Genomic DNA, 20,777 nt, shown 5'->3' with positions numbered 1-20,777 from the left:
ACTGACATGTCGAAGTCGCACGATCACGATCATGCTGGGCACTCACATCATCACGGCGAAGGACGCTGGAAGCATGACGGTGTCCGCGTCATCCCCGGCAATCAGCTCGATCCCAACGTGCCCTCGACCGCCGGCATGGACCGCAAGGCTGCCATCAACTTTGCCCGCGTCGGTGCCCAGAAATTGTGGGCCGGCACGGTGACCATCAAGCCGGACGCCAAGACAGGCGCGCATCATCACGGTCACCTTGAAAGCATCATCTATGTCGTCAAGGGCAAGGCGCGGATGCGGTGGGGCGACCATCTCGAATTCACCGCTGAAGCAAATCCCGGCGATTTCATCTTCGTGCCGCCTTACGTACCGCATCAGGAAATCAACGCCAGTCCGGACGAAGCGCTTGAATGCGTGCTGGTGCGCAGTGACGGCGAGGCCGTTGCGATCAACCTCGACATCGAGCCGGTCGAGAAGCCGGAAAAAGTGCTGTGGGTCGATCCCGTGCACCGCGATCCCAACGACGCCTGAGATCAACTGCTTAAAATTAGTTAGCTCAAACACGACGTCGTGACCCGCCGGCGATGCCGCGGCCGCGCTTCGCGGTGCGGAATTGCTTCCGGCGCTTTGGGCTGTCTGCTAGATTGCTGTCGGGATTCATAAGCATGCGATTTCATTAGATGAAAATCGCAAAATTTCCTTCGACGACAAATTCAAAGAAACAAATTCAAAGACAAGAACTTCGGAGAGGAAACCGTGACGCAATCCAATACGCCGGTCGATCGTCAGCTCGGACGCCGCACCCTGATGAAGGGCGCCGGTCTTGGCCTTGTCGCAGGAGGCCTCTCTGCCACGCTGCCCGCGCCAAGCGCGAGCGCGGCCGCCGAAGGGAGCGATATCTGGAGCAGCGAATATTGGGCGAAGAAGGGCGACGTGCCGTTGTGGATGTTTCGCAAGCGGGTCGGCGCGCCGAAAGCCGGCGAGCCCTCGAAGCCGGTCGTGTTCTTCGTGCACGGTTCGTCGGTGACGTCGCGCTGCTACGATCTCAACGTCCCCGGCAAGGGTGAATATTCGGCGCTGAATACCTTCGCCCGCTATGGCTTCGACGTCTGGACCATGGATCACGAGAACTACGGCAAGTCCGGCCGTACCTCCGGCAATTCCGATATCAAGAGCGGCGCGGAAGACCTGAAGGCGGCCGTCGAGGTGATTGCCAAGGAAACCGGCCGGCAGAAGTATCACTTCATCGGTGAGTCCTCGGGTGCGCTGCGTGCCGGCATGTTCGCCATGATGGCGCCCGAGCGCGTCGATCGGCTGGTGCTTGCCGCCTTCACCTACAAGGGTACGGATTCGCCGACGCTGACCAAGCGAGCCGAGCAACTGGACTATTACCGCACCCACAATATGCGCAAGCGCGATCGCGACATGATCCGCTCGATCGCCACCCGCGACAAGCCAGGCACCAGTGATCAGGCCGCGGTCGAGGTCCTGGCGGACGTGGAGATGCAGTTCGGCGATCAGATTCCGACCGGTACCTATCTCGACATGACCGCCAATCTGCCGGTGGTCGATCCGAAGAAGGTGATGGCGCCGACGCTTCTGATCCGCGGCGAGTATGACGGCATCGCCACAGTTGCCGACCTCCAGGACTTCTTCAACCAGCTGCCGAGCGGCGACCGTCAGTTCGTGATTCTTCCCGGCACGGCACATTCGGTCGTGCTGGCCACCAACCGGCAATTGTTCTGGCACGCGACCCGCGCGTTCCTCGACATGCCGACGCCGATCGCAACATAACAACAAGACGATCGAATGTTTTGACTGATGGCCGGGCTTTGCCCGGCCATTTTTCTTTCTTGGTGTTCGGCGATCAGATCAGGCGGCCTGATCTCGGTGCGGGGAAGCGTCACTTATTTGGAAGCCGTTTGGCTCGAGAGATTGACGACCTGCACACGACGATTGACGGCGGCCCTCGGCGCGTTCGGATCTTTCAGCCTGGTCTTGCCGTAGCCGACCGTGACGAGATCGCTGCCCGCGATGCCGAACTTGGTGCTGAGATATTGCTTGATCGTATCGGCACGTCGCTCGGAAAGGTCCTGATTGAAAGCCTCGCTTCCGACGGCGTCGGTGTAGCCGGCAACCACGAAGCTCGCGCCCTTGAGCGTCGGATCGGAAAGCGCCTTGCCGAGCTCCTGCACGGCCGGCAACGACGCCCGACTGATCCTGGCTGAGTTGTATTCAAACTGGATATCGAGATCGATCTTCGGCCTGGCGGCCGTCAATTCGGCAATCTGGTCGCGCTCACCGAGCGAAAGCGAGCGGGTCTTTCGATTGCGAACGCTGTTGACGAAGCCGTCTTCCCGGCTCTGGACCGCAGGGTCGGGCCGCTCGGCCGACAGGCCGCGGGTCAGCGCTTTCGGCTGCAGGGCGTTGACGATCTGGTCGGCCGAAACGTCGGCTTCGGCCGCGTGGGCCGTTCCGGCTGTCACCAGAAGGCCGGCGCCAAGCAGGATCGTTACAGTGCGGAACACTCCGGGAAAGCCGCTCATGGTCTTGGTCCTCGCTGATTGTGCCTGATTGGATGTTCCGGCGGCGCGAGAGGTTCAATTCCGAGAGCGTGATTTCGATCGGGTGGCGAGGCTTGAGGTCGTCGATGGCGTCTCGATGCGACAAAGGCCCGCGAATTCAGAAGTTCACGCGCAGCCCGACGCCGCCGTGGATGGTGTTGCCGACCGGTTGCGGCCCCAACGTGCCGTTCACAAAGAGGTCGGCGACCCAGCCCTTGGTGATGCGAAATCCAACGCGGCCGCCATACTCAAACCAGCTCTGGTTTCCGATCGTCGGCGCCACCAGGCCGTCGCCCGTCACGGTGGCGATGAGGCCGGAATGGTTGGCGAACGACTGCACAAAGCCGCCATTGACATTGCCTTCGATGCTGTCGCCGAAGAGATGGGTCCATTGTGCGCCGACTTTCGCCAGATTGGTGCGATCGGTTCCCGTTGCGACCGTCGCATTGAATGGATTGAAGGGAGCGTTTGGATCGCTGTAACCGCTCACGGTTTGCCACAACTGCCAGATCTCGACGGAGACTGCGAGTTCGTCGCGCGGAGACATTCTGGAGATCCAGCCAGCCCTTCCATACACGCCATATTCGCTGGCGTTGGTCGAGCTTTGCAGCGCAACGTTGCCGTAATTGGTCGTATAGCCGCGGCTGTAGCTCACCTTTTCGAACGGCGTCAGGATGGTGCCGATATCGAAGAACGGCCGCGAGGACCCCCAATCGGTGAAATCGTAGCGCAGGGCGAGTGCGCCGATCGGCGCATCAGTCACTTTATATCCGTTTTCGCTGTATTGGGTGTAGGCGATGCCAGCCAGCAGCGACAGGTTGGACGTGATTTCCTTGCGGCCGTGAATGCCGGCCGAAAAGGACCCCGCGGAACCGAACGCGCTTATGCAATCGCTGCAATTGATCTGCTCGTTAACGCCGAGCAGCACCGTGCCGAGCACGCGGTTGGTGATGAGCTGGTTGAAGCGCTGGTCGACAACCCCTTTGATCGAGCCGGCGCTGGAACCCGAATCCGTTACCGGGGGCGGGCAGGGTCCTTCGAAGTTGCAAGACGCCGTGGTCTGTGCCGCTGCCGGAAGCGTCAGCGCCTGGAGGGAAACGCCGGAAAGAACCGCGACAAGGAAAATCCTGGCATCGAATTTGCGTGAGGGTGCGGCCATCGTCAGCGTCCACACAGCGCGGCGGTATCAACGGGCGCGGCGGGCACCTGCGGACCGGCGTCGGCAAATTGCGTCACGCTACAAAGCCCCGGCGATGCCGCGCAGTTGGCGGCGAAGCTCCAGGGCGATGAACCGGTCTTCTTGATCGTTGGCTTGTTGCCGCCGCCGGTCAGCGTGATGATGGCGGTGTCGCCCGGATTTGTCAGCTCGGTGCAGGCGCCGCCGATGGCGCAGACGCGCGAGGCGCCGTCCTGCAACACCACGGTGGTCTTGCCCTGTTGCGACAGGATATCGAGAACAGTGCCGCGGACGCCAATACTCGCGACCGGTGTCCTGATTGTATAGGCGGCCTTTTCGGAATGTCCCGTCACGAAACGAAACGCACCGGTCGCGAGCTTGATAGCGATCTCGCGATAGGAATGCTCGTCGTTGAAGACCGTGCGGTCGAGCGTGATCGAGGCGTTAGGGCCGATCGAAAGATTGGTGCTGTCGGCCATCACGAGCCTTGCCGCGCTCTCGGCGCCGGTACGCACGGTCTCGTCACGCAGAAGGCCGTCGCCGACCGAGATCGGCATGGTCAGCGAGCCCGCAACACGGGCGACCTGGTTTTGCACCAGCACGGCCTCGCCCACGCGGGTCTGCGCATGGGCCGGATTAAGGGATAGTCCAGCACAGGGCAAAAGGAACGAAATGAGGAAAACACGCTGGCGCCAATTCATCTGTTGGTATCTGCCCCCTTTTTGTCGTCCCCGCCTGTGGCACGTCGCATGTGGCAAATCTGCCACATGCGACGTGCCACGACACAGACGATTAGTGAGACCAAGCCGCCTTACGTTCAAATTCAGCGACCAAAAAAATGCTTGGACTCTGGCGAAAAATATTTGGACTTATGCGAACTCGACAGAGTCGGCCTGCGGATCGCAAAGCCGTCTCGTGTTTGCCGAGGTACGAACAAAAAATTGGCCAGATGGGTTTTTAAAGCCGGCGCACTGGTGTCCCGATTCCGATGCTGGTCGCATTCTTCGCAGGGATGTTCCAACTTCGGGATCGAAAGCCCGCCAGCAAAGTTAGCGATCAAGTGTGGCTTCAGCTCGGAACTCGGCATGACGAGTTCGCGGGGACGACGATGCGGATCCGATCCGCCGCACTGGTAACTGTTACGAATGTGAGTGCCGTTGTCTCCGTTTCCGACCCAAAAGAAGCCAAACGAATATCAGGGGTATCGCCCGACCATGCCTGGGCATACGGGAACCTCGGCAGCCGTTCTGATCGGTTCGGCCATCATTGCTACCGCAATCCTGCTTTCCACACTGGTGACAGCCGTCGGGACGCGCTTCATCGGCATGGAAAGCGGACTTGAGGACAATGTGTGGCTGATCGATCGTCTCACCGGCAGCGTTTACCGCTGCAAGGCGCCGGAGCGCGGCAAGGCTAGCTGCGAGGCGGAGACGACAACCGGCAGCATCGGCGATCGCGCCAAGCCCTGACTCGCCCGAGCATTCGGCGCGAAACGCCTCTGCCTCGGGCCGACGAATCCCGTTAGATTGAATGGCGATGCCCGCCGACAAGCCCATAGCGCTGAGCAAAGCCACCGCGCGAGCGATCTGGTTGCGCGCGCAGCGTCTTGATTCCGAAGCCCCGTTCGGCGAAGGCCCGTCGGCCACCGCCGCCGTGGTCGAGCATCTCGGCTATGTGCAGATCGATACGATCCATGTGATCGAGCGCTGCCATCATCACATTCTTTGGAACCGGATTCCCGCCTATCGCCGGTCCGACCTGCGGCATGCCCAAAGCGTCGACAAAAGCGTTTTCGAATACTGGACCCATGCGCTGGCCTACGTGCCGGCGAAAAATTTCCGGTTCTTCGTTCCGGCGATGAAACAGCATCGGCGGGAGGGGCACAGATGGTTCAAGGAGGTAAAGCCGGCCGACCTGCGCAAGGTGATGCGGCTTCTCAAGACGGACGGCGCCCTGACCATTCGCGACATCGAGGACGATGTGCTGGTGGAGAAAGTGCACGCCTGGGCCAGCCGCAAGCCATCGAAGCGCGCGTTGCAACTGGCTTTCTATGAAGGCCGGGTCACCGTTTCCGAACGGAACGGCATGCTCAAGACCTACGATTTGATGGATCGGCATTTTGGCTGGGAGAGATTGCCGAACGCAGCGTCCGTGCGAGAAATTACCGGGTATCTGCTCGACCGCGGACTCCGCGCGCAGGGCGTGGTCAGCCTGGATTCGATCTGCCATCTCGACGCACCCAGCAAGAAGTCGGTGCGGCGACTGATCGAAGCCCGTGTTCGCCGCAAGGAACTGGTTCCTGTCGCGCTCGAAGGCGCCGGCAAGCAGGAGCATTGGGCGGAGCCTGCGACCATCGAGGCTGCCGTGAGCGGCAACGACGAGCGCGTGCATATTCTGTCCCCGTTCGACCCTCTGATCATCCAGCGCAAGCGGACGCACCTGCTCTTCGGTTATGAGCATTTTTTCGAGGCCTATTTGCCGAAGGAGAAGCGGCGCTTCGGCTATTTCGCGCTGCCGGTTCTGGTCGGCGACACAATCGTCGCCGCGCTCGATCTCAAAACCGATCGCCAGAACGGAAAGCTATTGCTTCAGAAGTGGAATTGGGTCGGCCGCGACGCCAAGGGGCCGCGCAAGGAATTGAAACGGAAGATCGAGGACGAGCTGCACCGCTTCGAACGTTTTCAGCTCGGCGAGTGAGGCGTGGCTATCCTGCGCGGCCATTCCTTGCCGGCCGCGCAGGTGCTATGAACGGCTTGGGCCTGAGCGCACAGAACAATAATTTGGGGGAGACTATCCATGGCTGCCGCATCGCAACCTGTCATTGGCACGGCCACAAGCGAACTCGAACGATCGACGATCCGCACGATCTCCTGGCGGCTGATTCCGTTTCTGGTGCTGGCCTATTTCTTTTCCTACCTCGACCGCGTCAATCTCGGTTTCGCCGCCCTGACCATGAATGCCGAGTTGAAATTCTCGCCCATCATCTTCGCATGGGGCGCCGGCATCTTCTTTATCGGCTATTTCATCTTCGAGGTGCCGAGCAATCTGGCGCTGGAAAAATTCGGCGCGAGCCGCTGGATCGCCCGCATCATGGTGACCTGGGGCATCATCTCGGCATTGATGGCAACTGTCAGCGGCGAGTGGAGCTTCTACATCCTGCGCTTCCTGCTCGGCCTCGCCGAGGCCGGGTTCTTCCCCGGCATCATTCTCTATCTCACTTATTGGTATCCGGCGGAGTGGCGTGCGCGCTTTCTCGCCGCCTTTGCCATCGCTGTTCCCGTCTCCACCGTGATCGGCGCGCCGGTGTCGGGATTGCTGCTCGGCCTCGATGGCGCGATGGGCCTGAAAGGCTGGCAATGGCTGTTCATCATCGAAGGCGTGCCGTCCGTCCTGCTTGGTATCGTCACCTGGTTCTACCTCACGGACAGGCCGGAACATGCCGACTGGCTGAGCGCAGAGCAGAAGTCCTGGCTTGCCGCCAAGCTCAACGCCGAAATCGCCGCCAAGCAGGCTGTGAGACATCTGACATTGGGAGAGGCTCTATCGTCCCCGAAGGTCATCACGCTCAGCCTGATCTATTTCGGCTTTGTCGGCGCGCTCTATGGCATGCAATTCTGGCTGCCGCAGATCGTGAAGGCATTCGGTCTGACCAATGCGCAAACCGGCTTCGTCACCGCGATCCCGTATCTGTTCGGCACCATTGCGATGATCCTGTGGGCGCGGCATTCGGATGCGACACGCGAGCGCGTGATGCATGTCGGGGCGCCGTTCTTTGTCACGGCACTGGCGCTTGGCATCTCCAGCTACATCAGTGACCCGACCATGACCATGGTGGTGCTGACGGTCGCCGCGATCGGCGTGTTCTGCATCTTCGGGGTGTTCTGGACGCTGCCGACCGCCTGGCTCTCCGGCACCGCGGCGGCGGGCGCGATCGCGCTGATCAATTCGATCGGCAACCTCGCCGGTTTCGGTGGGCCTTATTTGATCGGCTGGGTCAAGGAAGCCACCGGCAACACTTCGACGGGACTGCTCGTGCTTGCGGTCCTGCCGTTGATCGGAGGCCTCCTGGTGTTTCTGGGCGGCCACGAGAGCAAGGCCGAATTCGCCAGCTCAGGAAAGGCGTCCTAGGCTGTTTTCAACCCTGTCTTTTTGCGGCTGGCCGTGTCTCGGCCAGTCCCCGATCACGATTTCATGATTACTGACGAATATTGACATTTATCATTCAATAATCGACACTCCTCATACGGCTGGAGCCAAGAGGAGCGTTCTGATGTTGGTTCGTTGGATTTTTTCGAGCTATTCCAGGCTCTTAGTCGGAGCGTCGCTGGCCACGATCGCGGTCGCCTTGGGCGGCTGTAATGACAAGGTCGCCGAAAAGCCTGCGGATTCGCGGCCGGTTCTGGTCGCAACCGCCCATTACGAACCCCAATCCCCCGAACGCAGCTTTGTCGGAACGATCAGGCCCCGGATCGAGACCGACATGGGCTTCCGCGTTGCGGGGAAAGTGGCGAAGCGGCTGGTCGATGTTGGCCAGACGGTCGATGTCGGCCAGCCGCTCGCCACGCTAGATGAGGTCGATCTGAAGCTGCAGGCCGAGCAGGCCGAAGCCGAATTCAGTGCCGCCACCGGCGTGCTGGCCCAGGCCGGCGCCGCCGAGCAGCGCGCCCGGGATCTCCGCGCCAAGGGCTGGGCCACCGACGCGCAGCTCGATTCGGCCAAGGCGGCAGCCGACGAGGCGCGGGCGCGGCTCAACCGCGCCGAGCGATCGGTCGAGTTGACCAAGAACTCGCTTTCCTACGCAACGCTGGTGGCGGACACCCGAGGTGTTGTCACTGCGACCATGATCGAGCCCGGCCAGGTGGTTGCCGCGGGCCAGGCTTCGATCCGTGTCGCCCGGCTTGGCGAGAAGGAAGCCGTCGTCGCGATCCCCGAGACGCTTCTCAATCGTGCCAAGTCGGGCGTTGCCACGGTCACCCTGTGGTCGGACGCCGAGAAGAAATATGCCGCAAAGCTGCGCGAGGTCGCGCCGTCAGCCGATCCCGCGACGCGAACCTACCTCGCCAAGTTTTCATTGCCCGACGCCGGCGACAACGTCTCGCTCGGCATGACCGCAACGCTGACGCTGTCCGATCCGAAAAGCGAGCGCGTGGCGCGGTTGCCGCTGTCGGCGCTTTACAGCCAGGGCGGCGATCCCTCGCTCTACGTTGTCGATGACAATGGCGCGATCTCCTTGAGGCCCGTCACCGTCAAATCCTACGACAGCAATTGCGTCGTCATCGCAAGCGGTGTCGAGGAGGGCGCCAAGATCGTCGTGCTTGGCGTGCAGAAGCTCGATCCGAGCCAGAAGGTCCGGGTCGTATCGTCGTTGTCGTTCTGATTTTTCGCCTCATTCCGAGGCGGGAAGCGAACTACGGAGCGCAATTGCGCTCCTGAGAATCTCGAGATTCCGGGTCTGGTCCTGCGGACCATCCCGGAATGACGAAGACAAGTTCACTGGGAGAGTCCGATGAAGCGCTTCAACCTGTCGGCCTGGGCGGTCAGCCATCCCGCGCTGGTGTTGTTCCTGATCGTCGCCCTCGGCGTCGCCGGCTTCTTTTCCTATCAGAAGCTCGGCCGGGCCGAGGACCCGTTCTTCACGGTGAAGGTGGTCAACGTTTCGGCGATCTGGCCGGGCGCCACCGCGGCCGAGATGCAGTCGCAGGTCGCCGATCCCATCGAGAAGAAATTGCAGGAATTGCCTTACTTCGAAAAGGTGCAGACCTATTCGAAGCCGGCGTTTACGGCGATGCAGGTGACGTTCAAGGACTCCACACCGCCGAAAGAGGTGCCGTATCTGTTTTATCTCCTGCGCAAGAAGCTCGTCGACGTCCAGGGCCAACTGCCGAGCGGCCTGCTCGGACCGGTCGTCAACGACGAGTTTTCCGACGTCGACTCGATCCTCTACATGATGACCAGCGACGGGGCGAACTACGCGCAGCTCAAGAAGGCGGCCGAAGGCCTGCGCCAGCGCCTGCTCAAGGTCGACGGCGTGACCAAGGTCGATATCTACGGCACGCAGGACGAAAAGATCTACGTCGAGTTCTCGCATGCGAAGCTCGCCACGCTTGGCATCACGCCGCAGGCGCTGTTCGATTCGCTCGCCAAGCAGAACAATGTCGTGCCGGCCGGCACGGTCGAGACCACGTCGCAGCGCGTGCCGCTGCGCGTCACCGGCGCGCTCGACGGCGTCAAGGCCGTGGCGGAGACGCCGGTCGAAAGCAACGGGCGGGTGTTTCGCCTTGGCGATATCGCGACCGTCTCGCACGGCTTCGTCGATCCGCCGAGCTTCGTCGTGCGTCAGGAAGGCAAGCCCGCGATTGGCATCGGCGTCGTTACCGCCAAGGGCGCCAACATTCTCGAGCTTGGCAAGGAAGTGACGGCCGCGACCAACGAATTCATGAAAGCGGTGCCGCAAGGCATCAACGTCGACCGCATCGCCGATCAGCCGGAAGTGGTCGAACACGCGGTCAGCGAGTTCGTGCATTCCTTTATCGAAGCACTCGCGATCGTGCTGTTCGTCTCTTTCCTCGCCCTCGGCTGGCGCACTGGCATCGTGGTGGCACTCTCGGTGCCGCTGGTGCTCGCCATCGTGTTCATCGTGATGGATGCGATGTCGCTCGATTTGCACCGCATTACCCTCGGCGCCCTGATCATCGCGCTCGGCCTTCTGGTCGACGATGCCATCATTGCGGTCGAAATGATGGTGGTGAAGATGGAGCAGGGCTGGGACCGCATCAAGGCGGCATCCTTTGCCTGGGAATCCACCGCGTTTCCGATGCTGACCGGCACGCTGGTCACCGCGGCCGGCTTTCTGCCGATCGGCTTTGCCAACTCGGCGGTCGGCGAATATGCCGGCGGCATTTTCTGGATCGTGGCGATTGCGCTGGTCGCGTCCTGGTTCGTCGCGGTGATCTTCACGCCCTATATCGGGGTCAAGCTGCTGCCGGACATCAAGCTTCATCAGAGCCATGACCCGCACGCGATCTATGAAACCCGGATGTATCGCGGCTTGCGCAGCGTCATCCAGTGGTGCGTCAATCACCGCCTCAAGACCGTGGCCGCAACCGTCGGCGTCTTCGTGCTCTCGATCGTCGCTTTCGGTCATGTCCAGCAGCAGTTCTTCCCGCTCTCCGAACGTCCGGAACTGTTCCTGCAGCTGCGGCTGCCGGAAGGCACCGCGTTCAACGTCACGGAAAAATCGGTGAAGAAGGCGGAACAGCTGCTCAAGGGCGACAAGGACATTGCGACCTATACGTCCTATGTCGGGCAGGGTTCGCCGCGCTTCTGGCTCGGCCTCAATCCGCAGCTTCCGAACGAGGCGTTTGCCGAGATCGTGATCGTCGCCAAAGGCGTCGAGGCGCGCGAGCGGATCAAGGCCAAGATCGAGCAGGCGGTGGAAGAGGGCGATCTGTCCGAAGCGCGAGTGCGCGTCGATCGCTTCAATTTCGGCCCGCCGGTCGGCTTCCCGGTCCAGTTCCGCGTGATCGGCCCCGATCCGCAGGTGGTACGCGACATCGCTTACAAAGTGCGCGACGTCGTCGGGCAGAACAAGAACATCAAGGACGCGCAACTCGACTGGAACGAGCAGTCGCCTTATCTGAAGCTCGTGGTCGATCAGGATCGGGCCCGCGCGCTCGGCTTGACCCCGCAGGACGTCTCGCAGGCGCTGGCGATGCTGATCTCTGGCGTGCCGGTGACGACCGTGCGCGACGGCATCGAGAAGGTCGATGTGGTGGCCCGCGCGGTGCCGTCCGAACGCCTCGATCTCGGCCATGTCGGCGATCTCACCGTGACGTCTCGCAACGGCGTGGCGGTGCCGCTGACGCAAATCGCCAAGATCGAATACTCCCACGAGGAGCCGATCATCTGGCGGCGCAACCGCGACATGGCGATCACGGTGCGCGGCGACGTCGTCGATGGCGTCCAGGCGCCTGACGTCACCAACCAGATCTGGCCGCAGCTTCAGGAGATCCGCGACCATCTCGAGCCGGCCTACCGTATCGAGCCGGGCGGCGCATTCGAAGAATCCGCCAAGGGCAACGCCTCGATCTTCGTGCTGTTTCCGCTGATGGTCATCGTGATGCTGACGCTGCTGATGATCCAGTTGCAGAGCTTCTCGCGGCTTTTCCTGGTGTTCCTGACCGCACCGCTCGGCATCGTCGGCGCCTCGCTGGGGCTCAACGTTGCCAACCAGCCTTTCGGCTTCGTGGCGCTGCTCGGTCTGATTGCGCTCGCCGGCATGATCATGCGCAACACCGTGATCCTGGTGGACCAGATCGAGACCGACGTCGCCCACGGCCTGACCCGGCGCGAGGCGATTGTGGAAGCCACCGTCCGGCGCGCCCGGCCGGTGGTGCTAACGGCGCTGGCCGCGATCCTGGCGATGATTCCATTGTCACGCTCGGCGTTCTGGGGGCCGATGGCGATCACCATCATGGGCGGTCTGTTCGTGGCGACCTTCCTGACCCTGCTGTATTTGCCGGGCCTGTATGCGCTCTGGTTCCGCAAAAGCCTTGAAGAAAGCGGCGGAAGTGTTCATGTTGGCCTTGCGCCACAGCGCCAGGACACTGGTCACCCCGCATTTCCAATAGCTGAGGCCGCTGAGTGATTGAACATCGGCCCCGCATGGACGTTTGCAAAAGGAGCCTACTCGAATCGAGTAGGCTGGACTGAGTAGGGATATGACGCTGATTTCCGAACATACCGAGACGGACACCCGCGAGCGCATTCTTGTGGTGGCGGAGCGCCTGTTCCGCGAGCTCGGTTACCAGAAGACCACTGTGGGCGATATCGCCAAGGCGCTGCATATGAGCCCGGCCAATGTGTATCGCTTCTTCGATTCGAAGAAGGCGATCCATGAGGGCGTTGCCCGCATCCTGATGGGCGAAGTGGAGCAGGCGGCTCACGCGATCGTGGCGCGGCCCGGTCCCGCAACCGCACGCCTGCGAGAGCTTCTGACCACGATCCATCGCATGAATTCGGAGCGCTATGTCGGCGACTCCAAGCTGCATGAGATGGTTGAGATCGCGATGGAGGAAAGCTGGGACGTCTGTGTCGCTCACATCCAGGGAATTACCGAGACGATCGGCGCGGTGATCGCGCAAGGCGTGGCTTCCGGCGAGTTCGAGGCGACCGACATAGCCGAAGCGGCGATGTGCACCTGCCATGCGATGGTAGCCTATTTCCACCCGCAGATGATCGCGCAGGCCCAGAAGAAGCCGCATCCGTCGATCGAGCAGATTATCGATTTCCTGCTGGTTGGGCTTGCGGCCCGCAAGCGAAATTAGCCATCCGCAGATTTAGCCGATATATGTCGTTCAGGGGCGATGCGAAGCATCGAGCCCGGAACGACGATATCTGACGGGAATATCGCAACGTGATAGAAAAAGACCTGCATTACTACGAGCCGAAAACCGGCCACGGCCTCAAGCACGATCCGTTCAACGCCATCATTGCGCCGCGTCCGATCGGCTGGATTTCATCGCGTGACGCCAAGGGCAACGTCAACCTGGCGCCCTACAGCTTCTTCAACGGCTTTTGCTACGTGCCGCCGATCATCGGCTTTTCCTCGACGTCCCGGAAGGACAGCTTGAACAACATCCGCGACACCGGCGAGTTCGTGTGGAATCTCGCGACCATGGACCTCGCGAAGCAGATGAACGCCACCGCCGCCCATGTCGCCCAGGACGTTAACGAGTTCACAATCGCGGGGCTGACGCCCGCACCTTGCAAAATTGTCAGCGTGCCCCGCGTTGCGGAAAGCCCGGTCTCGTTCGAATGCAAGCTGACCCAGATTGTTCAATTGCAGCGGGCGGACGGCAAGCTGACTGACGCCTGGCTCACGCTCGGCGAGGTCGTCGCCGTCCACATCGACAAGGCGATGATCCGCGACGGCGTCTACCAAACTGCGCTCGCGCATCCCATCGTGCGCGCAGGGCGCAGGGGCGATTATTTCGAGATTCGCGAGGACGCGATGTTCGAAATGCCGCGGCCGGATTGAGACCTCCGTCACCCGTTGTAGTGGCCAAAGCCCAGTAAAAACGGGGATTTGCGGCCGGGAGCTTAAACAATCGTTCCGGGCTAGTGCTCACGTGCCGAAGTTCGTGCTCCATCGCAGCACGGACTTTAACGAACTTCGCAACGTCAAGAGCACTGGTAAACTTAGTGATTCAAGTACCGTTTTATCGATCTGAAGTCCCTGAAAAATCGCCCGCTTGTGCTGCAAGGACTTCAGATCGGCGGTGCTGGCACCACATCAATTTGTCCCTTTTTCCGGGCGAACTGTTCACCCGAATCCGGTTTCATACGTTAGAATTGACGCCCGCGCCGCCGATTATAAGGACATCCCATGAGCTCCTTCCGCCGCGATTTCATCACTAAGCCGATCTTTGCCTGGGCCCGCGGGGTGTTGCCGTCGATGTCGGACACCGAGCGCGAGGCGCTCGAGGCGGGCGATGTCTGGTGGGATGCGGACCTTTTTACCGGCAATCCCGACTGGTCGAAACTGCTGAAGCAGCCGCCGGCGAAGCTGACGGCCGAGGAGGAAGCCTTCCTTCATGGTCCGGTCGACGAACTCTGCAAGATGCTCGACGACTGGAAGATCAATTGGGAATGGCGCGACCTGCCGCCGGAGGTCTGGGACTTCATCAAGCGCAACAAGTTCTTCGGCATGATCATTCCGAAAGAACATGGAGGGCTCGGCTTTTCGCCATATGCGCATTCGGAAGTCGTGCGCAAGCTGTCATCGCGTTCGCTTGTGGCCGCCGTCACCGTGATGGTGCCGAATTCGCTCGGGCCGGGTGAACTCCTGATGCGCTTCGGCACAAGGGAGCAGCAGGAGCGTTGGCTGCCGCGGCTGGCCGATGGCCGCGACATTCCCTGTTTCGGTCTGACCAGCCCCGAGGCCGGCTCGGATGCCGCCTCGATGATCGATAGCGGCGTGATCTGCAAGGGCAGCTTCGAAGGCGAGGAAGTTCTCGGCCTTCGTCTGAACTGGCACAAGCGCTACATCACGCTCGGCCCGGTCGCGACCTTGCTGGGCTTGGCCTTCAAGGCCTACGATCCCGACCATCTCGTAGGCAGCGAGACGGATCTCGGCATCACGGTCGCGTTGATCCCGACCGAGCTTGCCGGCGTCTCGATCGGACACAGGCATTTGCCGGCGATGCAAGTGTTCCAGAATGGCCCGAACTGGGGCAAGGACGTCTTCATCCCGCTCGACTACATCATCGGCGGCAAGGAGCGCGTCGGTCAGGGCTGGAAGATGCTGATGACGGCGCTTGCCGCCGGACGCGGCATCTCGCTGCCGTCGCTGTCGGCGGCCGGCGCGGCCTATGCGGCGCGCACCACCGGCGCCTATGCGCGCATCCGCGAGCAGTTCGGAATTTCCATCAGCAAGTTCGAGGGCATCGAGGAGCCGCTGGCGCGGATCGCCGGCACGGCCTATCTGCTCGATGCGGCGCGCCGGCTCACCTGCGCGGCGCTGAACGATGGCCATCATCCGGCGGTGATTTCCGGCATCATGAAGCTGCAGGCGACCGAGCGCATGCGGATCGCGATCGACGACGCGATGGATATTCACGGCGGCAAGGCGGTGATCGACGGGCCGCAGAATTATATCGGTAATCTCTATCGGTCGGTGCCGGTCGGCATCACGGTGGAAGGCGCCAATATCCTCACCCGTAACCTGATCGTGTTCGGGCAGGGCGCGATCCGCGCCCATCCTTATCTCCTCAAGGAGATGAACGCGCTCGGCGAGCCGGACCGCGCCAGGGGCTTGGATGCCTTTGACGACGCATTCTGGAAGCATGTTGGGCACAGCGTCGTGACGCTGTTCCGTGCGCTCGGCCGCAGCTGGACCGGCGGCCTGTTCGCGCCGGCGCCCGATGCCGGACAAGCCACCGGCTTCTATCGTCAGCTGTCACGATACTCGTCGGCCTTTGCGCTCTGCGCCGACATGGCGCTGTTGACGCTCGGCGGTGCGCTCAAGCGCAAGGAGATGCTCTCGGCGCGCTTTGGCGATATTCTCTCCGAGCTTTATCTGCTTTCGGCCGCGCTCAAGCGCTGGGAAGATGAGGGCCGTCAGGCCGCCGATTTCGCCGCGCTTGAGTGGTGCATGGCAAGCGGCTTCCGCACCATCGAGAACCGCTTTGCCGAAATCCTGGCAAGCCTGCCGAACCGGTTTGTCGCGGCGATTCTGAAGTTCGTCGTACAGCCCTTCGGCGCGCGCGTGCTCGGGCCTTCCGACCGCGTGGTGCACGAATGCGCCCAGCTCGTGCTGGAGCCGTCCGTGGTACGCGACCGGCTGACGCCGGATCTGGCGCATGTCGACGATGACGGCGGGCTGGCGCGCCTGGAAAAAGCATTCCTGCTCGTCGCCGGCAGTGAGGAAATTTCCAAGCGCATGCGCGCGGCGCACCTGCACGACTGGGAGGAGGCGGTGAAGCGCGGCGTGATTACGCAAGCCGAGGGCGAGCAGATCAAGAGCGCACGTGAGGCGGTCGCAAAGGTGATCGACGTCGATGACTTCGCGCCGGAAGCGCTGTCGCCGATCTACAAGAAGCCGAACGTGCACCAGTTCTTCCAGGAGCTCGGCGAGCAGAGGGCGGCTAGCTGATGTCGCGTCCGGTCTTTATTGTCGACGGCAGTCGCACGCCGTTCCTGAAAGCACGCACCGGCCCCGGACCTTTCACGCCGGTCGATCTCGCCGTTCAATGCGGCCGGCCGCTGCTGGCGCGGCAGCCTTTTGCCCCCGACGCCTTCGATCAGGTCATTCTCGGATGCGTCAACGTCATTGCCGATGAGATGAACCCGGCGCGGGTTGCCGCCCTTCGGCTTGGTTTGGGCGAGCGCATGGTCGCCTTTACCGTCCAGATCAATTGCGGCAGTGGCATGCAATCGATCGACACGGCCTATCGCTACATCCGCGAAGGCGTCTCCGAGATGATCCTGGCGGGTGGCACCGAAGCGCTTAGCTACGCACCGCTGGTGTGGCCGCAAGCCGGCGTGCGCTGGTTCGCGGGGCTCGCGACCGCCAAGGGAATCCTGGCAAAGCTCGCGGCGCTGGCAAAGACGCGCCCCTCCTATTTCAAGCCGGTCATCGGCCTTGAGCGCGGCCTGACCGATCCGATCACCGAACTGAACATGGGCCAGACCGCGGAAGTCGTTGGCCACCTCTTCGGCATCACGCGCGAGCAGTCTGACGCTTATGCCGCCGAAAGCCACAGGAGGCTGGCGCATGCGCAGGAAAGCGGTTTCCTCAAGGGCGAGGTCGAAACCGCCTTCGCGCGCGACGGCAAGTTCTACGATCACGATGACGGCGTGCGGCCGGATTCAACGCCTGAAAAGCTCGCCACGCTCAAGCCGGTATTCGAGAGGCCATGGGGCCAGGTCACGGCGGGTAACTCCTCGCAGATCACTGATGGCGCCTCGTGGGTCATTCTGGCGTCCGAGGAGGCCATGCAAAAGCACGGCCTCACGCCGAAAGCCGTGATCGTCGACAGCCACTGGGCGGCGCTCGATCCCTCGATCATGGGGCTGGGTCCGGTGATGTCGGCGACCGAGCTGTTGAAGCGCAACAAACTCGCGCTCCGCGACATCGAGACCTGGGAACTGAACGAAGCATTTGCGACGCAGGTGCTGGGGTGCCTTGCGGCCTGGAATGACGACAAGTTCTGCCGTGAGGTCCTGGGACTCGACGGTGCCGCAGGGCAGATCGACCGGGCGCGGCTGAATGTCGACGGCGGCGCCATCAGCCTTGGCCACCCCGTCGGCACCAGCGGCAACCGTATCGTGCTTCACCTCGTCAATGCGATGAAGCGCCTCGGCACCAAGCGCGGCATCGCCACCGAATGTATCGGCGGCGGGCTCGGCGGTGCCATGTTGATCGAGACGGTGTGAGGGGAGCGTCATGGAAAGCCAAATCCTCGACGTGCTCGCCGATCGCGTGCTGGAACTCGGGCCGAGGCCGGCCGCAGGCGGCCCGTACCGCCATTTCAAACTGACGCGCGATGCCGATGGCGTTGCCTGGCTGTTGTTCGATCGTGAGGGCGTCAGCGCCAATACGCTGTCGGCCGATGTGCTGACCGAGTTCGACGCGGTGCTGGCCGCGCTCGAAAGCGAACGGCCAGCCGGACTTGTCATTCGCTCCGCCAAGAGCTCCGGCTTCATCGCCGGCGCCGATGTCAACGAATTCCGCGGCGCGACCGATGCGGCCGCGGTCGAGGCGCAGATTGCGCGCGCCCATGCGGCGGTCGACCGGCTGGAGGCGGTGAAATTTCCGACGGTGGCCGTGATCCACGGCTTCTGCCTCGGTGGCGGACTGGAAGTCGCGCTCGCCTGTCAGGCACGCATCGCCATTTCGGATGCGCGCTTTGGTTTTCCGGAAGTGATGTTGGGACTGCATCCGGGCCTCGGCGGCACCGCGCGTTTCACTCAGCTCATCAATCCGATGCAGGCGATGACGCTGATGCTCACCGGAAGAACCATCGATGCGCGCCGGGCGAAATCGCTCGGCCTCGTCGACGCGGTGACCGAAGAGCGGCACGTCCGCAACGCGGTGAAAGATGCGGTGTTTGGCCGGCTCAAGCGCGCCAGGCCGGGTCTTCTCAATACAGTGTTGAATATGGGTCCCGTGCGCGGCTTTCTCGCCTCGCGCATGCGGGCTGAGGCGGCGAAGGCGGCGCCGGCCGAACACTATCCCGCGCCCTATGGCCTGATCGATCTTTGGGAAAAGCATGGCGGTGACAAGACCGCGATGCTGGCGGCTGAAAAGAGTTCGTTCGCGCATCTGATGGTGACGCCGACTGCGCAAAACCTGATCCGGGTTTTCTTCCTGCGCGATGCGATGAAGAAGCTTGCCGGCTTCGGCAACAAGATCGCGCATGTGCACGTGATCGGCGCCGGCGCCATGGGCGGTGACATCGCCGCCTGGTGCGCCAATCAAGGGCTTACAGCTACGCTCGCCGACATGAAGCCGGAGCCGATCGCCGGAGCGATGAAGCGCGCGGCCGATCTGTTCGGCAAGATCATCCGCAAGCGCACGCAAGTACGCGATGCGCTCGACCGACTGGTCCCGGACATAGACGGGGAGGGCGTTCGCACCGCCGACCTCATCATCGAGGCGGTACCGGAAAAACTGGAGCTGAAACAGAAGGTCTACGCCGGTCTTGAGCCGCGCATGAAGCCGGGCGCTATCCTCGCCACCAATACGTCGAGCATTCCCTTGCAGGATCTACGCACGACGTTGGCAAAGCCGGAGCGGCTGCTTGGCCTGCATTTCTTCAATCCGGTCTCGCGTCTGCAACTGGTCGAAGTCGTCAGTCACGACGGCACCGATCCTGAACTGCTGAAGCGGGCGCTGGCCTTTGTCGGCGCGATCGATCGCCTGCCGCTGCCGGTCAAGAGCTCGCCAGGCTTTGTCGTCAACCGCGCGCTGACGCCCTACATGCTGGAAGCGATGGTGCTGCTCGACGAGAAGGTCGACAAGGCGGTCATCGATTCCGCGGCGGAAAAGTTCGGCATGCCGATGGGACCCATTGAGTTGGCCGATCAGGTCGGGCTCGATATCTGCCTTGCGGTCGGCGACATGCTGCGATCGAAATTCGGCGACCTGTTGCCGCCGACACCGGCATGGCTGCGCGACAAAGTCACCAAGGGTGAACTTGGCCGCAAGACCGGCAAGGGCTTCTATGTCTGGAAAGACGGCAAGGCCGACAAGGCGCGCGCGTCGTCAGGCGTTACCGGACCCGATGCGGAAATGATCGACCGGCTGATCCTGCCGATGTCGAATGTTTGCGTCGCCTGCCTGCGCGAAGGCATTGTCGACGATCCCGACATGGTCGATGGCGCCATGATCTTCGGCACCGGTTATGCGCCGTTCCGCGGCGGCCCGCTGAATTATGCGCGCACGCGCGGCGCGGAAAACGTGGCATCGACCTTGCGAACACTGGTTGCAAAATTCGGCGGGCGGTTCACGCCGGATGCGGGCTGGGAGAGTTTCAAATAATCATGAGCCATTTCTGACATGACCGATTCCCAAGCCGTTCACGCCCCGCCCATCGCCGAGACCGAGCCATGCGGCGATCTCTGCATCCGCACGCTGGCCATGCCGGCCGATACCAACCAGAACGGCGACATCTTCGGCGGCTGGCTGCTCAGCCAGATGGACGTCGGCGGCGGCGTGTTCGCGTCCAAGATCGCGAAATCGCGCACCGTCACGGTCGCCATCGAGGCGATGAATTTCCGCAAACCGGTCTACGTCGGCGATCTCGTCTCCGTTCACGCCAATCTCGTCCGGATCGGCAAGACCTCGATCACGGTGCACCTCGAAGCCTGGGTGCTTCGGCGCAAGGAAATGCAGTCGATTCTGGTGACCGATGGCAATTTCACCTATGTCGCGATCGACGAGGAAGGCCATCCGCAAGCCGTGCAGCGTGGAGATCCGCCGATTCCGGCTTGAACCGGCCGCGGTTTCGCGCGGCCGGGATTCTGGCGACCCTACTCCGCGGCATCAGCGGCTTCGAGCGTGGGATAGTCCGTATATCCCTTGGCGCCGCCGCCATAGAATGTGGCCTTGTCGAATGCGTTGAGCGGTGCGCCGCGCTTGAAGCGCTCGACGAGATCAGGATTGGAAATGAACAGCTTCCCGAACGCGATCATGTCGGCTTCGTTGGCCGCCAGCACCTTGCTCGCAAGTTCGAAGTCATAGCCGTTGTTGGCGATGTAGGCGCCCTTGAAGCGGTTGCGCAGCGAGCGATAGTCGAACGGTGCAATGTCGCGCGGGCCGCCGGTCGCGCCTTCGATAACGTGGATATAGACCAGCTTCAGCGCGTTGAGGTGATCGACGATGTGGTCGAACAGCGGCTGCGGATTGGAATCGGAAACATCGTTGGCCGGCGTCACCGGCGAGATGCGGATGCCGGTGCGCTCGGCGCCGACCTCGGCGACCACCGCCTTGGACACTTCCAGCATCAACTTGGCGCGGTTCTCGATGGAGCCGCCATAGG

16 protein-coding genes and 1 pseudogene are annotated in these 20,777 nt (G+C 62.1%); 13 read left to right on the top strand and 4 right to left on the bottom strand.

Going from position 1 to position 20,777, the window contains the following annotated elements; translation table 11 throughout:
- The first annotated feature begins 6 nt into the window (after positions 1-6).
- On the top strand, positions 7-522 hold the full coding sequence (locus VFL62_RS07390) for a cupin domain-containing protein (RefSeq protein ID WP_325171713.1): 516 nt from the start codon (positions 7-9) through the stop codon (positions 520-522).
- Positions 523-747: 225 nt separating this feature from the next.
- Complete coding sequence (locus VFL62_RS07385; protein WP_325171712.1) at positions 748-1,785, top strand: alpha/beta hydrolase; 1,038 nt, start codon at positions 748-750, stop codon at positions 1,783-1,785.
- A gap of 113 nt (positions 1,786-1,898) precedes the next feature.
- On the opposite strand, the gene VFL62_RS07380 is transcribed toward VFL62_RS07385, so the two are convergent.
- The 3 genes from VFL62_RS07380 to VFL62_RS07370 form a co-directional block, all read right to left on the bottom strand.
- The gene (locus VFL62_RS07380; RefSeq protein WP_325171711.1) at positions 1,899-2,537 is read right to left on the bottom strand and encodes an OmpA family protein; all 639 of its coding nucleotides are present in this window, start codon (positions 2,535-2,537) and stop codon (positions 1,899-1,901) included.
- A 136-nt stretch (positions 2,538-2,673) separates the two neighbouring features.
- Positions 2,674-3,714 (bottom strand): hypothetical protein, encoded by a 1,041-nt coding sequence (locus VFL62_RS07375; RefSeq protein WP_325171710.1) that lies wholly within the window; start codon positions 3,712-3,714, stop codon positions 2,674-2,676.
- A 2-nt stretch (positions 3,715-3,716) separates the two neighbouring features.
- A complete protein-coding gene (locus VFL62_RS07370; RefSeq protein WP_325171709.1) occupies positions 3,717-4,433 on the bottom strand; it encodes a FecR family protein in 717 nt (238 codons plus the stop codon).
- A 513-nt stretch (positions 4,434-4,946) separates the two neighbouring features.
- On the opposite strand from VFL62_RS07370, the gene VFL62_RS07365 reads away from it, so the two are divergent.
- From VFL62_RS07365 to VFL62_RS07315, 11 genes are all read left to right on the top strand, one after another.
- Positions 4,947-5,201 carry a hypothetical protein gene (locus tag VFL62_RS07365; RefSeq protein WP_325171708.1) on the top strand — a complete coding sequence of 85 codons (255 nt, stop codon included), beginning with the start codon at positions 4,947-4,949 and terminating at the stop codon, positions 5,199-5,201.
- Between the two features lie 61 nt (positions 5,202-5,262).
- Positions 5,263-6,429, top strand: a complete 1,167-nt coding sequence (locus VFL62_RS07360; RefSeq protein ID WP_414644637.1) for a winged helix-turn-helix domain-containing protein — start codon at positions 5,263-5,265, stop codon at positions 6,427-6,429.
- Positions 6,430-6,528: 99 nt separating this feature from the next.
- Positions 6,529-7,860 carry an MFS transporter gene (locus VFL62_RS07355; protein WP_325171707.1) on the top strand — a complete coding sequence of 444 codons (1,332 nt, stop codon included), beginning with the start codon at positions 6,529-6,531 and terminating at the stop codon, positions 7,858-7,860.
- Positions 7,861-8,002: 142 nt separating this feature from the next.
- Positions 8,003-9,109 (top strand): efflux RND transporter periplasmic adaptor subunit, encoded by a 1,107-nt coding sequence (locus tag VFL62_RS07350; RefSeq protein ID WP_325171706.1) that lies wholly within the window; start codon positions 8,003-8,005, stop codon positions 9,107-9,109.
- A 129-nt stretch (positions 9,110-9,238) separates the two neighbouring features.
- Positions 9,239-12,379 carry an efflux RND transporter permease subunit gene (locus tag VFL62_RS07345; RefSeq protein WP_325171705.1) on the top strand — a complete coding sequence of 1,047 codons (3,141 nt, stop codon included), beginning with the start codon at positions 9,239-9,241 and terminating at the stop codon, positions 12,377-12,379.
- 73 nt (positions 12,380-12,452) lie between these two features.
- Positions 12,453-13,058, top strand: a complete 606-nt coding sequence (locus VFL62_RS07340; protein ID WP_325171704.1) for a TetR/AcrR family transcriptional regulator — start codon at positions 12,453-12,455, stop codon at positions 13,056-13,058.
- An 89-nt stretch (positions 13,059-13,147) separates the two neighbouring features.
- Complete coding sequence (locus tag VFL62_RS07335) at positions 13,148-13,771, top strand: flavin reductase family protein (RefSeq protein WP_325171703.1); 624 nt, start codon at positions 13,148-13,150, stop codon at positions 13,769-13,771.
- Between the two features lie 348 nt (positions 13,772-14,119).
- Positions 14,120-16,387 (top strand): acyl-CoA dehydrogenase, encoded by a 2,268-nt coding sequence (locus VFL62_RS07330; RefSeq protein ID WP_325171702.1) that lies wholly within the window; start codon positions 14,120-14,122, stop codon positions 16,385-16,387.
- Positions 16,387-17,670, top strand: a complete 1,284-nt coding sequence (locus VFL62_RS07325) for an acetyl-CoA C-acetyltransferase (RefSeq protein ID WP_325171701.1) — start codon at positions 16,387-16,389, stop codon at positions 17,668-17,670. The genes VFL62_RS07330 and VFL62_RS07325 overlap by 1 nt, the downstream gene beginning before the upstream one ends.
- Positions 17,671-17,680: 10 nt before the next feature.
- Positions 17,681-19,777: a 3-hydroxyacyl-CoA dehydrogenase NAD-binding domain-containing protein gene (locus tag VFL62_RS07320; RefSeq protein ID WP_325171700.1), complete on the top strand. Its 2,097-nt coding sequence runs from the start codon at positions 17,681-17,683 to the stop codon at positions 19,775-19,777.
- Positions 19,778-19,795: 18 nt separating this feature from the next.
- The gene (locus tag VFL62_RS07315; RefSeq protein WP_325171699.1) at positions 19,796-20,230 is read left to right on the top strand and encodes an acyl-CoA thioesterase; all 435 of its coding nucleotides are present in this window, start codon (positions 19,796-19,798) and stop codon (positions 20,228-20,230) included.
- Between the two features lie 38 nt (positions 20,231-20,268).
- Here the strand turns inward: VFL62_RS07315 and VFL62_RS07310 are convergent.
- A pseudogene (locus VFL62_RS07310) lies at positions 20,269-20,777 on the bottom strand (alkene reductase); the annotation flags it as partial.

The organism is Bradyrhizobium sp., assembly GCF_035701725.1.
Classification (GTDB): Bacteria; Pseudomonadota; Alphaproteobacteria; order Rhizobiales; family Xanthobacteraceae; genus Bradyrhizobium.
Note: the sequence above shows the minus strand (reverse complement) of the source record. Positions and strands in the feature narration are given on the sequence as shown.

Excerpts from the sequence above, each read along its gene's own strand:
- VFL62_RS07390 (WP_325171713.1), top strand. The coding sequence starts at position 7 with ATGTCGAAGTCGCACGATCACGATCATGCTGGGCACTCACATCATCAC.
- VFL62_RS07380 (WP_325171711.1), bottom strand. The coding sequence starts at position 2,537 with ATGAGCGGCTTTCCCGGAGTGTTCCGCACTGTAACGATCCTGCTTGGC.
- VFL62_RS07375 (WP_325171710.1), bottom strand. The coding sequence starts at position 3,714 with ATGGCCGCACCCTCACGCAAATTCGATGCCAGGATTTTCCTTGTCGCG.
- VFL62_RS07370 (WP_325171709.1), bottom strand. The coding sequence starts at position 4,433 with ATGAATTGGCGCCAGCGTGTTTTCCTCATTTCGTTCCTTTTGCCCTGT.
- VFL62_RS07365 (WP_325171708.1), top strand. The coding sequence starts at position 4,947 with ATGCCTGGGCATACGGGAACCTCGGCAGCCGTTCTGATCGGTTCGGCC.
- VFL62_RS07360 (WP_414644637.1), top strand. The coding sequence starts at position 5,263 with ATGGCGATGCCCGCCGACAAGCCCATAGCGCTGAGCAAAGCCACCGCG.
- VFL62_RS07355 (WP_325171707.1), top strand. The coding sequence starts at position 6,529 with ATGGCTGCCGCATCGCAACCTGTCATTGGCACGGCCACAAGCGAACTC.
- VFL62_RS07350 (WP_325171706.1), top strand. The coding sequence starts at position 8,003 with ATGTTGGTTCGTTGGATTTTTTCGAGCTATTCCAGGCTCTTAGTCGGA.
- VFL62_RS07345 (WP_325171705.1), top strand. The coding sequence starts at position 9,239 with ATGAAGCGCTTCAACCTGTCGGCCTGGGCGGTCAGCCATCCCGCGCTG.
- VFL62_RS07340 (WP_325171704.1), top strand. The coding sequence starts at position 12,453 with ATGACGCTGATTTCCGAACATACCGAGACGGACACCCGCGAGCGCATT.
- VFL62_RS07330 (WP_325171702.1), top strand. The coding sequence starts at position 14,120 with ATGAGCTCCTTCCGCCGCGATTTCATCACTAAGCCGATCTTTGCCTGG.
- VFL62_RS07325 (WP_325171701.1), top strand. The coding sequence starts at position 16,387 with ATGTCGCGTCCGGTCTTTATTGTCGACGGCAGTCGCACGCCGTTCCTG.
- VFL62_RS07320 (WP_325171700.1), top strand. The coding sequence starts at position 17,681 with ATGGAAAGCCAAATCCTCGACGTGCTCGCCGATCGCGTGCTGGAACTC.
- VFL62_RS07315 (WP_325171699.1), top strand. The coding sequence starts at position 19,796 with ATGACCGATTCCCAAGCCGTTCACGCCCCGCCCATCGCCGAGACCGAG.